At 60.7% G+C, this 13,562-nt stretch carries 13 protein-coding genes; 6 read left to right on the top strand and 7 right to left on the bottom strand.

The window, feature by feature from the left end; genetic code table 11:
• Positions 1–153 precede the first annotated feature (153 nt).
• The 3 genes from EDF75_RS01630 (at position 154) to nfsB (ending at position 1,896) form a co-directional block, all read left to right on the top strand.
• Entirely contained in the window at positions 154–735 is a 582-nt protein-coding gene (locus tag EDF75_RS01630) for a TetR/AcrR family transcriptional regulator (RefSeq protein ID WP_133596679.1), read from the top strand.
• Entirely contained in the window at positions 735–1,103 is a 369-nt protein-coding gene (locus EDF75_RS01625; protein ID WP_041144479.1) for an MmcQ/YjbR family DNA-binding protein, read from the top strand. Before EDF75_RS01630 ends, EDF75_RS01625 begins: the two co-directional genes overlap by 1 nt.
• A 139-nt stretch (positions 1,104–1,242) precedes the next feature.
• Positions 1,243–1,896: an oxygen-insensitive NAD(P)H nitroreductase gene (gene nfsB / locus EDF75_RS01620; RefSeq protein WP_133596677.1), complete on the top strand. Its 654-nt coding sequence runs from the start codon at positions 1,243–1,245 to the stop codon at positions 1,894–1,896.
• On the opposite strand, the gene EDF75_RS01615 is transcribed toward nfsB, so the two are convergent.
• Both EDF75_RS01615 and EDF75_RS01610 read right to left on the bottom strand, forming a co-directional pair.
• Complete coding sequence (locus EDF75_RS01615; RefSeq protein ID WP_463671421.1) at positions 1,893–2,855, bottom strand: DUF2157 domain-containing protein; 963 nt, start codon at positions 2,853–2,855, stop codon at positions 1,893–1,895. The two genes, nfsB and EDF75_RS01615, sit on opposite strands and share 4 nt — an antisense overlap.
• A 174-nt stretch (positions 2,856–3,029) precedes the next feature.
• Entirely contained in the window at positions 3,030–3,899 is an 870-nt protein-coding gene (locus EDF75_RS01610) for a helix-turn-helix transcriptional regulator (RefSeq protein WP_133596673.1), read from the bottom strand.
• Between the two features lie 109 nt (positions 3,900–4,008).
• On the opposite strand from EDF75_RS01610, the gene EDF75_RS01605 reads away from it, so the two are divergent.
• Both EDF75_RS01605 and EDF75_RS01600 read left to right on the top strand, forming a co-directional pair.
• Complete coding sequence (locus EDF75_RS01605) at positions 4,009–5,436, top strand: MFS transporter (RefSeq protein ID WP_133596671.1); 1,428 nt, start codon at positions 4,009–4,011, stop codon at positions 5,434–5,436.
• A gap of 77 nt (positions 5,437–5,513) precedes the next feature.
• Positions 5,514–6,758: a mechanosensitive ion channel family protein gene (locus EDF75_RS01600; RefSeq protein ID WP_133596670.1), complete on the top strand. Its 1,245-nt coding sequence runs from the start codon at positions 5,514–5,516 to the stop codon at positions 6,756–6,758.
• 2 nt (positions 6,759–6,760) lie between these two features.
• Here the strand turns inward: EDF75_RS01600 and EDF75_RS01595 are convergent, their stop codons facing one another.
• Entirely contained in the window at positions 6,761–7,741 is a 981-nt protein-coding gene (locus tag EDF75_RS01595) for a LacI family DNA-binding transcriptional regulator (protein ID WP_133596668.1), read from the bottom strand.
• Between the two features lie 308 nt (positions 7,742–8,049).
• Between EDF75_RS01595 and EDF75_RS01590 the strand changes: the two genes are divergently transcribed.
• Complete coding sequence (locus tag EDF75_RS01590) at positions 8,050–8,466, top strand: Exc2 family lipoprotein (protein WP_133596666.1); 417 nt, start codon at positions 8,050–8,052, stop codon at positions 8,464–8,466.
• Between the two features lie 38 nt (positions 8,467–8,504).
• On the opposite strand, the gene EDF75_RS01585 is transcribed toward EDF75_RS01590, so the two are convergent.
• From EDF75_RS01585 to pheP, 4 genes are all read right to left on the bottom strand, one after another.
• Positions 8,505–9,656: a Gfo/Idh/MocA family protein gene (locus EDF75_RS01585; RefSeq protein ID WP_133596664.1), complete on the bottom strand. Its 1,152-nt coding sequence runs from the start codon at positions 9,654–9,656 to the stop codon at positions 8,505–8,507.
• Positions 9,653–10,681, bottom strand: a complete 1,029-nt coding sequence (locus tag EDF75_RS01580) for a sugar phosphate isomerase/epimerase family protein (protein ID WP_133596662.1) — start codon at positions 10,679–10,681, stop codon at positions 9,653–9,655. The genes EDF75_RS01585 and EDF75_RS01580 overlap by 4 nt, the downstream gene beginning before the upstream one ends.
• A gap of 17 nt (positions 10,682–10,698) precedes the next feature.
• A complete protein-coding gene (locus EDF75_RS01575) occupies positions 10,699–11,904 on the bottom strand; it encodes an MFS transporter (RefSeq protein ID WP_166646129.1) in 1,206 nt (401 codons plus the stop codon).
• Between the two features lie 186 nt (positions 11,905–12,090).
• The gene (gene pheP / locus EDF75_RS01570) at positions 12,091–13,467 is read right to left on the bottom strand and encodes a phenylalanine transporter (protein WP_133596658.1); all 1,377 of its coding nucleotides are present in this window, start codon (positions 13,465–13,467) and stop codon (positions 12,091–12,093) included.
• Positions 13,468–13,562: the final 95 nt, after the last annotated feature.

The raw sequence follows: 13,562 nt of genomic DNA, 5'->3' as shown, positions 1-13,562 counted from the left end.
TGCTATAAGACTTGATTATGAGTGAGTAAGCACTCATTATTAGGAAGAAGACGAAAGTCGTCAAGACGATTTTCAATTTTTGACATACACCGTTGCAGTGCCATCACCAGGCATGCTTAGATCCGGGTTTAATTACGTGTGAGGTAAAGCGCAGTGGCTCGTCCTAAGAGTGAAGATAAAAAGCAGGCGTTACTGGAGGCCGCAACCGCCGCCTTCGCCCAGTCAGGTATTGCCGCCTCAACGTCGGCCATAGCCCGCAGCGCGGGGGTTGCCGAGGGGACGCTGTTCCGCTATTTCGCCACCAAGGACGATCTGCTCAACGAGCTGTACCTCTCTATCAAAACCGGTCTGGTTGCCTCGATGGTGGCCGGGCTGACGCCGAACGAGAAGCGGCCAAAAGAGAACGCGCGCAACATCTGGAACGGCTATATCGACTGGGGTATTCGCCACCCGATGGAGAACAAGGCCATCCGCCGGATGGCGCTTAGCGAAAGGATCACCGACGAAACGCGCACCCGCGTTAAAGAGATGTTCCCCGAGCTCAACGAGATGTGCCAGCTGTCGATCAAGGCTATCTTCCAGAGCGACGCCTATCGCGCCTTCTGCGACGCGCTGTTTCTGTCGCTGGCGGAAACGACCATCGAATTTGCCAGCCACGACCCGCAGCGCGCCAGGGAGCTGATCGCACTCGGGTTTGAGGCCATGTGGCAGGCGCTGCATGAGGATGCCGCCTGATGACTCCCGATTCACTGCACGACAGCGCCCGGCGAATCGCGCTGACCTACCCGTTTACCGAGCACTGCTGGCCGTTCGGCCCGGAGTACGACGTGTTCAAAGTAGGCGGACGCATTTTTATGCTGACCACCCACGTTCGCGGCCGGGCGCTGGTGAACCTCAAGGCCGAGCCGCAAAAATCGCTGCTGAATCAGGAGATTTATCGCAGCATTGAGCCGGGCTACCACATGAACAAGAAGCACTGGATTACCGTGGTTCCCGGCGCCGATATCAGCGAAGATCTGCTGGCAGAGCTAATTGACGATTCGTGGAACCAGGTGGTGAACAAACTGCCGAAAAAGGTCCAGCAACGGCTGCGCCCTGAATGATTTTCAGCGCAGCGCGATAAGTGTTATCGCATTTTTGTCTCTTATCATTTCCCCGGCATCGCTGTACTCTTCCTTCACTGAATGCTCCGTAAGGGGCTGTAAACTCAAATTATCTTGAGATTAAACCTGAGGAAGAGTTATGGATATCGTTGCCGTCGCCCTAAAGCGCCACTCCACCAAGGCATTTGATGCCAGCAAGAAGTTGACCGCAGACCAGGCGGAAAACCTGAAAACGCTGCTGCAGTTCAGCCCGTCGAGCACCAACTCCCAGCCGTGGCACTTTATCGTTGCCAGCACCGACGAAGGCAAAGCGCGGGTGGCTAAAGCGGCCAGCGGCACCTACGTGTTCAACGAACGTAAAATCCTCGATGCATCCCACGTGGTTGTTTTCTGCGCCAAAACCGAGCTGGACGATGCCTGGCTGGAGCGCGTGGTCGACCAGGAGGAGGCCGACGGCCGCTTCGCGACGCCGGAAGCCAAAGCGGGTAACCACAAGGGCCGCACCTTCTTCGCCGATATGCACCGCAAAGATCTTAACGACGCGAACCACTGGATGGCAAAACAGGTCTATCTGAACGTCGGCAACTTCCTGCTCGGCGTGGCCGCGATGGGCCTTGATGCGGTGCCGATTGAAGGCGTCGATTTCGCCATTCTGGACGCTGAGTTCGACCTCAAGGCGCAGGGCTATACCAGCCTGGTGGTGGTGCCGGTTGGCCATCATAGCGTCGAAGATTTCAACGCCGCGCTGCCAAAATCACGCCTGCCGCAGGCGACCACCATTACCGAGATTTAATCGCCCCCGGCACGCCGCTCGCCGGCGTGCCAGATTCTTTCCGCGTAGCGGCCGAGCACGGCCAGCGACGCCGCCAGAATCAGGAAGAACACCACCTTATGCATGCTCCCCCAGAAATACTCGAAAAAGCGGGTATAGAGATTTATGGCGAGGAACGTCAGGCCAAACCCCCGCAGCATGCCGTCATCGGTTTTCAGGCTAATAGCGATACAGAGAGCCGCCGCCACGCCAAACAGCAGCGCCCACGGCAGCAGCTGCGTCGGCGAAAGGCCGTACCAGCTATCCAGATCGTGGTTGCCAAAAATCGACAAAATCCATAGCGCAATAAACAGATAGGTCAGGCCCGTCGCCTTGCTGACGCTAAACAGCCGCCGCTGGCGCAGCCGCTTTTGCAGCGCAAAACAGAGCGCCAGCAGCGCGCCGCCAAACAGCACGAAGCGAATCGGGTAGCTCATCCCCAGCCAGTAGGCGCCCCACCCTGATACATAGCCGGTTTCCGCCCCGAACCAGTTGCCGAGCGCCAGCAGAAAAAATAGCCATACCAGCCCGGAGCGGCCGGCGTAGCCAATGGCGCCGTAAATCGCACAGCCGACGAGGAACAGCGGGGCGATATGGCCGCTGCCGTCATCCAGCCGTACGCCGAGCTGCCAGAGCGCCACCGCGGTAAACACAACGCCGGTAAAGAGAATCGCCTCGGTGCTGTAGTGCCACTGCGCTTCTCGCCGCTGGCGGCGAAAGCCCCAGGCATAACACGCCAGGGCAATCACCGCCGGCAGGGCAATACGCGCCAGCGCCGAGTCGCTAAACAGGCCCACCAGCCAGGCGATCGCGTCGCTATCGGCGAACAGGCTGCCCAACGCAATGAGCAGGCAGGCCAGCGCCGTCCAGAAGGCGTAGCGGCTCAGGCGCTGCCAGTCGAAGGGGGAACGAACTAGATGCGCGTTTAAATGCTGCTGCATCCGCTCGTCGATAACGTTATCTTCCCGCCAGCGGCTCACGGCCGCGCGAATAATCTTTTCCTGTCTGCGCGTCACTTTCATTGATAGTCATATCCCTACGGCAATATCGCGTAAGTATGACACGGAAAGTGCGCCGCGGCCTGCCGGCACGGAGCGGCGGCAGGCGAAGCCCTCTCAGCCCTGATTATCCAGCCACGCCAGCGCCCGCTCGCCGGCCTCATCCATCGGCAGATAGACCAGCAGCCGCGAGCCGTTGCGCGGCGCCGAGTACCAGTACATCTGCTGCAGGCTAAAGCGACCCAGCTGCGGATGGTTGAAGTTCTTCACCTGATTCTCCACGCCGCGGACCTCGTAGCGCTGGTGCCAGAGCGCCTCAAACTCCGCCGAGGCGGCGAAAAATCGCGCCAGCTTATTTTCCCACAGCGGATCGCCCCGATGCTCGGCCATCGCCGCGCGGAAATAGGAGACAAAGGTCGCCAGCACGTCGCGGTTTTCAATCCGGCTGCGCCAGGTTTCGTTGGTCAGATACAGGTAGATACAGTTGCGGTCCTCTTCCGGGAGGCTCGCAAAATCGAGGCCCATCAGGCGGCAGAAGCTCTCGTTCCACGCCACGATATCGAAGTTCGGCTTCTGGATACTGGCCGGCTGCGGCATCAGGCTGTCGAGCATCCGCCGGGTGCCGGGGCTGATCCCTTCGCATACCGGCACCTGGGCGGCTTCCGGCGGCGTCACTCCCGCCAGCACAAACAGGTGCCGGGTCTCCAGCGGGCTGCACTGCAGCGCATTCGCCACCGCGGCCAGCACCGATTCCGAGGGATTAACGTCCCGCCCCTGCTCCAGCCAGGTGTACCAGGTGACGCCGACGTCGGCGAGCATCGCCACCTCTTCGCGGCGCAGGCCGGGCGTTCGCCGCCTCCCGACGCGCGGCAGGCCGAGACGCTGCGGATCGAGGCTCTCGCGGCGGGCGCGCAGAAAGGCGCCCAGCTGCTTACGGCTGTCGTCGGGCGCGACCGGCAGCGGCGCGCGTTGCGGCATTACGGTCATATGACCTCCAGCATGGTAGTGTCAATACCAGTATAAGCAGGAACTGGTACCCGTTTAATTTATCGTTGATGCTACGACCATCCGCTGAATGACGCAATGGAGAGATCCAATGAATTCGTCTGCTGTTTCACCCGGCCGCGCCGGTTTATTCCTGCTGTTAACCGGTCAGATGCTGCCGCTGATCGATACCTCAATCACCAACGTCGCGCTGGATTCCATCACCCGCTCGCTGGACGCCAGCGCCACCCAGCTGGAGCTGATCGTCGCGCTCTACGGCGTCGCCTTTGCGGTGTGCCTGGCGATGGGCAGCAAGCTCGGCGATAACTACGGTCGCCGGCGCCTGTTTATGTGGGGCGTGACGCTGTTCGGCGTCGCTTCTCTGCTCTGCGGGATGGCCAGCTCCATCGGCGAGCTGCTGGCGGCGCGTACCCTGCAGGGCGCCGGGGCGGCGCTGATCGTCCCGCAGATCCTCGCCACCCTGCACGTCACCCTCAAGGGCAGCGCCCACGCGCGCGCCATCAGCCTCTACGGCGGCATCGGCGGGATTGCGTTTATCGTCGGCCAGATGGGTGGCGGCTGGCTGGTCTCGGCGGATATTGCCGGGCTGGGCTGGCGCAACGCGTTCTTTATCAACGTGCCGATCTGCCTGCTGGTGCTGGCCTTTAGCCAGCGCTACGTGCCGGAAACCCGGCGCGAAGGCCACTCGACAATCGACTGGCAGGGCACCTTCAGCCTGGCGCTGATCCTCTGCTGCCTGCTGTTCCCGATGGCGCTGGGGCCGGAGCTGCACTGGCCGTGGACGCTGCAGCTGATGCTGGTGGCGGTGCTGCCGCTGCTGGTATGGATGCGCGCGAGCGCGCTGCGCAAACAGCGTCGCGGCGAGCAGCCGCTGCTGCCTCCGCGCCTGCTCAGGCTCACCAGCATTCGCTTCGGCATGGCGACCGCCCTGCTGTTTTTCAGCGCCTGGTCCGGGTTTATGTTCTGCATGGCGCTGACCATGCAGGCCGGGATGGGAATGGCGCCGTGGCAGTCGGGCAACAGCTTTATCGCCCTTGGGGTGGCCTATTTCGTCTCCGCGCTGTACGCGCCGAAGCTGATTGCCCGCTACAGCATGGGCCGCATTTTGCTGATCGGCCTGACGGTACAGATTATCGGCCTGCTGCTGCTGATGGCGACCTTTTATCATTTCGCCACCCGCACCTCGGCCCTGGCGCTGGTGCCTTCCACCGCGCTGGTCGGCTACGGCCAGGCGCTGATCGTCAATAGCTTTTACCGTATCGGGATGCGCGACATTAGCGCCAGCGACGCCGGAGCCGGCAGCGCGATCCTCAGCACCCTGCAGCAGGCCTCGCTGGGGTTGGGCCCGGCGCTGCTCGGTTCGCTCTTTTTAGCCCTCGCCCGGCGCAGCGGCGGCGACTACGCGCTGGCGCTGATCGACTTTCTGGCGGTTGAGGTGGTGATGATGCTGCTGCTCGGCGCCATCGCCCTGCGCCTGCGCCATCATCTGAATATTCGCCCGCTGGTCGTCGCCTCATAATTCATCGGCGCGCAGCCGGAGATTTGCATAATAGGCATCCAGCGGTCATCATAACCGCTGGATGTAAAGGAGACGTTATGCAGGAATTAATATCGCAAATCGCCGCAGCCGGCATCAAAATTACCCCGACGACCTCGCTCATTATTATCTTCGGCATTATTTTTCTGACTGCCATTGTTGTCCATTTAATATTGCACAAGGTGGTACTGCGGACCTTCGAAAAGCGCGCGCAGGCCAGCAGCCACCTGTGGCTGCAGATCATTACCCAGAACAAGCTGTTTCATCGGCTGGCCTTTACCCTTCAGGGTATTATCGTCAACGTGCAGGCGGTTCTCTGGCTGCAAAAAGGCAGTGAAGCCGCCGACATATTAACCACCTGCGCTCAGCTGTGGGTAATGATATATGCCCTGCTGTCCTTCTTCTCGCTGCTGGACGTGGTGTTCAACCTCTCGCAAAAATTCGCCACCGCGTCGCAGCTGCCGCTGAAGGGCATATTCCAGGGCGTAAAGCTGGTCAGCGCTATTATCATCGGAATTCTGGTGATTTCGCTGCTGATTGGCCAGTCGCCGGCCATTCTGATTAGCGGCCTTGGCGCCATGGCCGCGGTCCTGATGCTGGTGTTTAAGGACCCGATTCTCGGCCTGGTGGCCGGTATCCAGCTCTCCGCCAACGACATGCTCAAGCTCGGTGACTGGCTGGAGATGCCGAAATACGGCGCCGACGGCGCGGTTATCGATATCGGCCTGACGACGGTCAAAGTCCGCAACTGGGATAACACCATCACTACCGTGCCGACCTGGTCGCTGGTTTCTGACTCCTTTAAGAACTGGAGCGGCATGTCGGCCTCCGGCGGCCGTCGAATTAAGCGCAGCCTGAATATTGACACCACCAGCATCCATTTTCTCGATGAGCAGGAGCAGCAGCGTTTAGTACAGGCGAAGCTGCTGAAACCCTATATGGACTCGCGGCATGAGGAAATCAGCCTGTGGAATCAGCAAAACGCCGCCGATCTCTCGGTGCTGAACCTGCGCAAGATGACCAATATCGGCACCTTCCGCGCCTATTTGCAGGAGTATCTACGCAACCATCCGCGGCTGCGTAAAGATATGACGATGATGGTGCGCCAGCTGGCCCCGGACGCCAACGGCCTGCCGATTGAGATCTACTGCTTCACCAGCACCGTGGTGTGGGCGGAGTATGAGAGCATTCAGGCCGATATTTTCGATCACATCTTCGCCGTGGTCGACGAGTTTGGCCTGCGCATTCATCAGTCGCCTACCGGCAACGACATTCGTTCGCTGGCCGGGCATATCGGCGCCTGACCTCAGGTACTGGCGCGGGTAATCACGCGCCAGTCCATCATCACCCGCTCGGCTTCCGCCGTCGGGTTATCGATTTTCTTCAGCAGCAGGGTCACCGCCGTGCGGCCAATATCGCGCGACGGCTGCTCAACGGTGGTCAGCTGGGGCGAGACCATCTCCGCCAGCTCGGTGCCGTCAAAGCCGATCACCGCGATATCTTCCGGCACCCGCAGTCCGGCCTGGGCAATGGCCCGCAGCGCGCCGGCGGCCAGCGAATCCGCCACCGCAAAAACCGCATCAGGCCGCTCTTTCGCCGCCAGCAGGCTTTCCATCGCCGCCTTTCCGGCCGCCGCGCTGAGATCGCTGGCGTAGGCCACCTGCTGATAGCTGAGATCCCGCACGTGCAGCACGCTTTTATAGCCGCGCTCGCGCAGGCGGGCGTAGCGATAGCTCAGGTCGTGGTTAATCAGGGCGATTCGCTGGCGACCGCCCTGCGCCAGGCGCAGCACCGCCCCCTGCGCCGCGTCAAGATCGTTGATCCCCACGCAGGAGATATTGCCGGCGTCGGCGTACTCGGCGCACTGCACCCAGGGCGCGTCGCCGATAAGCGTGGTCAGCTCCGGCAGGCTGGCGAGCGCGTTCATCGTAATCACGCCATCGACCATTTTCCCGGAAAGCAGCTGCAGCCCGGAGGTCGAGCGCGCCAAATCGGAGCCGGAGTGGCAGAGCAAAATACGATACCCGTGCTTTTCGGCCTCCTCTTCTATCCCCTTCACCACCTCGGCGCAAAAGGGATTGGCGATATTTGAGACCATCACCAGGATCATGTAGCTGCGGGCGGTGCGCAGCTGGCGGGCCAGCAGATTGGGCTGATAGTTGCTTTCCTCAATTGCCTGCAGCACGCGCTCGCGGTTTTTCGCTTTAACGGTCTCGCTGTTGTTGAGCACGCGCGATACCGTCGCCACCGAGACGCCCGCCAGACGAGCAATTTTCTGAATTGACATAGGGGCTGCACTTCCTGCGATAAGCGTAATATGACGCAGGCTATCATAAATGAGCGTGCCGCAGGCATCCAGCGTCGTCGGGAGCGGCGTGATGGCCCGCCCGGGCCGTAAAATCCTTCGCCGGGCCGGCCGCGGCGAAAACTATCAATTATCAGGGCTCTTATCTTCTGGCGTTTACGCTGTCTTTTTTTTATGCAAAATAGGGCTCAAAGAAGATGCCAGCGGTGCGTTAGCTGCGCCTTCGATAAATAGATAATTATTATATTTTCAATAAGTTAACAAACTCATAATTAGGGATGATGTTACCAATGAAATTAAAATCAACGATTATCGCTCTCGGCTGCGCGGCGGCCCTTCTTTCCGGCTGCAGCGCCTCAAAGCCTTCGCCCGAACGCCACGCCTACTACTTTGTCTCCCACCGCTCCGATTTTGTCGGCGGCAACTTTGCCGTCAATGTCCAGGATAATTACCGCTTAAACCTGCCGACGTTCAGCAAAATCTATCAGCTCGGCAAAGAGGATCGCGCGGCGGGAATGAGTGAAAGCGATGCCAGAAGCCGGGCCGAGCAGATTAAGCAGCAGGCCAGCCAGGGGACGAAGACCGAGCACTCTTTTGACGGTAAGGCGGACGATAAGTGGACCTCATCGATGGAGGATAAAGACGCCCAGCTGTTTGGCCGCGAGCTCTCCGGCGCCTATCTCGATGGTTATCTCGGCGTGAAATAGCCAGGCCATGCGCCACCCGAGGTGGCGCATCTCCCTCGCTACCGCTCTACGCTAACCCAGCGCTGCTGCTGATGGCTGCGCAAAATAGCCTCAACGATATACATCACGTCCGCCCCTTCATAAAACGATGCGAACCGCCGGGAGCGCGCATCCGGCATTGCCCCGGCGCGCACCGCCTGGTAGAAGCTCAGCATCATGTTTTTGAAGGCGTCGGGCCAGCCTTCGATATGACCGGCGGGGAAGTGCGCGCTGCCGGCAACGTCCCGCTGCATCAAGGCCGGGTCATCGCTTAGGATCTGGTTTGGCTGCCCGCGCTGGCCGACCCATAGCCGCTGGGGGATCTCCTGATCCCACGCCAGGGCGCAGGCGCTGCCGCTGATTTCAACCGTCAGCTGATTCTTCCTGCCGGCGCTCACCTGCGAGACGCTGAAGCAGCCTTTGCTGCCGTCATCAAAGCGCACCAGCACCGATCCCCGATCTTCGGTATCCACCGCCCGCTCCTCGTGGCCCCGGCCGTCGCCCTGCTGGCTGAAGGTGGCATCGCCCTGCAAAGCCGCCCGGCGGGTCGGCCACACCGTCGAGAGGTCGGCCATGACCTCGGTGATGCGGCGTCCGGTCATAAACTGCACCGTATCGCACCAGTGCGAGCCGATATCCGCCATCGCCCGCGACGCCCCGCCCAGCTCTGACTCCACCCGCCAGTTGTAATCGGTTTGCAGCAGCATCCAGTCCTGTAAATAGCTGCCGTGCGCCGAAAACAGCCGCCCGACCAGCCCCTCACGGATCATGCTGGCCGCCTGCTGGACCATCGCAAACTGGCGGTAGACAAAGCTCACGCCGTGCACCACCCCGGCCTTTTCCGCCAGCGCCACCAGCTCGCGCGCCTCCTCCGGGCGCATGCACAGCGGCTTTTCCGAGAAGACGTGCAGCCCGGCGCGCAGGATCTGGCGATTAATCCCGGCATGCAGATGGTTCGGCGTGCAGTTGTGCACCACCTGCAGGCCCGGATGCGCCAGCAGGCCTTCGACGCTACCGTAGGCATGGGCTACGTTCAGCTGCCGGGCCTTTTGCTCCGCCTGCGCCAGGCTATGGTCGCCCAGCGCCACCACCTCTATATCGCCCACCCGGCGCAGCGCCTCAATATGCGCCGGGCCGATAAACCCGCTGCCAATAATGCCGACCTGAATCATCCCTGCACCTCGCTTCCGGCGGCAAAATCGTCAAACGCGCGCCCGGAGGCCGGAATGATATGGCGGCGGATAAATTCGCTGCCCTCGCGGGCGCCGGCCTCAGCCTCTTTCAGGCAGCACTCCCACTCCAGCACCGCCCAACCGGCATAGCCGTACTCGGTGAGCTTGCTAAAAATCCGCTTAAAATCGATCTCCCCATCCCCCGGCGAGCGGAAGCGCCCCGCCCGCTGGAGCCAGTTCTGGTAGCCGCCGTAAACGCCACAGCGGCCGTCGCGGCGGAACTCCGCGTCCTTAACGTGAAAGGCTTTTATCCGCTGATGATAGATGTCGATGTAGGCCAGGTAGTCCATCTGCTGCAGATGCAGATGGCTGGGGTCGTAGAGCATATTGCAGCGCGGATGGTTATCCACCAGCTGCAGAAAACGCTCGAAGGTCACGCCATCGTGCAGATCTTCCCCGGGATGAATTTCGTAGCACAGATCCACTCCCTGCTGGTCAAAGCCGTCGAGGATCGGCCGCCAGCGGCGGGCCAGCTCGCTAAACGCCTCCTCGAGCAGCTGCGGGTTGTGCGGCGGCCAGGGGTAAAAATAGGGCCACGCCAGCGCCCCGGAGAAGGTCGCGTGCGCCGTCAGGCCTAAGCGCCCGGAGGCGATCGCCGCCTGCTGCAGCTTTTCGCAGGCCCAGCGCTGCCGCGCCTGAGGATTTCCGCGCAGCGCGGGGGGCGCAAAGCCGTCAAACGCCGCGTCGTAGGCCGGATGTACTGCCACCAGCTGCCCCTCCAGGTGCGTAGAGAGCTCGCTAATCACCAGCTCGTGCGCCGCCAGCCGTCCCTTAACCTCGTCGCAGTAGGTCTGGCTCGCCGCCGCCTGCTCGAGGTCAAAGATAGCCGGATGGTTGCACGGGATCTGCAGCGCCCGATAGCCCAGCCCCGCGGCCCACTCCGCCAGCCCGTCGAGGGTGTTAAACGACGGCTGCGTGCCGATAAACTGCGCCAGAAAGATGCCCGGCCCCTTGATAGTTCTCATCACCACCTCCGAAAAAATTAGCGCGGCTCTTTCTCGTTATACTGGAAAGAGAAAAGGAAAATCAGTGCGATAACCGCCGCCGCAACCGCCGGGATCCACCAGAAGGTGACCCACGCCTGCGGTACGGCCTGTCCGGCAACCAGCTGGTTATACAGCGCGCCGGAGATTTGCGAACCGAGCAGCATGCCGATGCCGTAGGTAAACATTACAATCATGCTCTGCGCCTGGCCTTTTACCTTCTCTCCCGCCACCCGGTCGGTATAGATAAAGCCGACGACGAAGAAAAAGTCGTAGCACACGCCGTGCAGCAGAATGCCGAGATAGAGCAGGAAGCGCCCCTCTTCGCTGACGCCGAGGGCAAAGAAGGCGTAGCGGACGAACCACGCCAGCATCCCCACCAGCAGCATATATTTCACCCCGAGGCGGCGGAACAGCAGCGGGATCACCAGCATAAAGACGATTTCTGACATCTGACCGAACGACATCGCGGTGCTGACGTCAGCCACGCCGGCATCCGCCAGGTATGAGGCGGTGTAGGCGTAGTAGGTCCCCAGCGGAATGGAGATCAGCGTGGCGCACAGGCAGAAGATAAAGAAGTGGCGCGTTTTCAGCAGCGCAAAGGCGTCGGCACAGAGCAGATCGCGCAGCTTTACCGGCATCCCCTTCGCCGGCGCCGGCGTATGGGGCAGCGTCAGGCTGTAGAGCGCCAGCGCCACCGAGCACAGCGCCGCAAGGCTGAAGATGGCGGTGGTGTTGGAAATACCGGTCACCCCGATGCAGATCCCGGCGATAATCCAGCCGATGGTGCCGAAGACGCGTACCACCGGAAAGGTTTTATCGACGTTCGCCAGGCTATGGAAAGCGATATTATTGGTCAGCGCCAGCGTCGGCATATAGCACAGCGTATAGCCAAACAGCAGGCCGATCAGCAGCGCGCCGTTTTGCGCGACCAGCGCCTGCGGGACAAACCACAGAATCGCCGCCCCCGCCAGGTGCATCACCGCCATCACCTTCTGCGACGGGAAGAAGCGATCGACCAGCATCCCCAGCACAAACGGCGATAAAATGGAGGCAATCGGCCCGGCGGAGAACGCGTCGCCGATCAGCAGCGCCATATCGTAGCGCGTCATCACCAGGCCGAGGGTGACCGACCAGCTCCCCCAGATAAAGAACTGCATAAACATCATTAACGACAGGCGCGGCACCAGAAACCGGTGCTGCACGCGAACACTTTCACGACCTTCAGCTGTTGATACCATTTTGACCGCCCTCAAAAAGTAATCGATTACAAAGCATCTCGATGGACAAAGTAATCGATTACAAAAAGAAGATCCTTAAGCAAATGCGCTAAGCGCGAAGAAGATCACAATAAAGAATTACGGCTCCGTCGGACGACGGAGCCGCGGGCGTTACGCCGGACGGCGCAGCAGCTTGAAGACCACAAACAGGAACAGGATCCACACCGGCAGCAGAACGGCCGACAGGCGCATTCCGTCGATCGTGCACATCAGCACCAGAATCAGCCCCAGGAAGGCGATGCAGAGATAGTTTCCGCCAGGCGCCAGCAGCGCTTTGAACTTCGACTCGCGTCCCTTACGACGCTGCGCGGCGCGGAATTTCAGATGCGCCATGCAGATCATTATCCAGTTCAGCAGCAGCGTCGCCACCACCAGCGCCATCAGCAGGCCTAGCGCCTTTTGCGGCAGCAGGTAGTTGAGCAGCACCACCAGGGAGGTAATCACCCCGGAGAGGATCAGCGAGTTGACCGGCACGCCGCGCTTGCTGACCCGGGCGAGAAACTTCGGTGCGTTGCCCTGCACCGACAGGCCGAACAGCATCCGGCTGTTGGAATACACGCCGCTATTGTAAACCGACAGCGAGGCCACCAGGATGACGAAGTTAAGCGCAGAAGCCACCACGTTGCTGTCGAGATTATGAAAAATCATCACGAACGGGCTGCTGTCAGATTTAACGTCCACCCACGGATAGAGCGCCAGCAGCACCACCAGCGAACCGATATAGAACAGCAGGATACGGTAGACCACCTGGTTCACCGCTTTCGGGATGCTCTTTTCAGGATTCTGCGCTTCCGCGGCGGTGATGCCGATAAGCTCCAGGCCGCCAAAGGAGAACATAATCACCGCCAGCGACATCACCAGGCCATGCCAGCCGGTGGCCAGAAAGCCGCCGTGACGCCACAGGTTATCGAATCCCGCCTTGCTGCCGCCGTGGCCGCCGAACAGCATCCACAGGCCGAAGCCGATCATCCCGACAATTGCCAGTACCTTAATCAGCGCGAACCAGAACTCCGCCTCGCCGTACAGGCGCACGTTCACGAGGTTAACGGCGTTGATGATAATAAAGAAGACCGCGGCCCACACCCAGGTCGGCACGTCCGGCAGCCAGTACTGCATGTAGATGCCGGCGGCGGTCAGCTCCGCCATGCCCACCAGCACGAACATTACCCAGTAGTTCCAGCCGGAAAGAAAGCCGGCAAACGGGCCCCAGTATTTATAGGCAAAGTGGGCAAACGAGCCGGATACGGGCTCTTCGACAACCATTTCGCCAAGCTGGCGCATGATCAGAAAGGCGATAATCCCGGCGATGGCGTAGCCAATCAGGACCGCCGGTCCCGCCATTTGAATAGCCGGGCCAATGCCGAGAAACAGGCCGGTGCCGATTGCGCCGCCGAGGGCGATGAGCTGGATATGTCGGTTCTGTAAACCGCGATGAAGCGTCGGGCCGCCGTGTTCTACGGTATCCGACTGCGTTGACGCGTCTTTCACGTCGATCCCCTGTCATTTTTAGTGAAGGGGCACCTTTTACACTTATGCTCGTCCGACTTCAAGCCGCAGATGCGTTTGTTGCCGGCAACGAGGGG

Source organism: Klebsiella sp. BIGb0149 (assembly GCF_004362605.1).
Classification (GTDB): Bacteria; Pseudomonadota; Gammaproteobacteria; order Enterobacterales; family Enterobacteriaceae; genus Klebsiella; species Klebsiella terrigena.
This window is presented reverse-complemented; position numbering and strand designations above follow the sequence as displayed.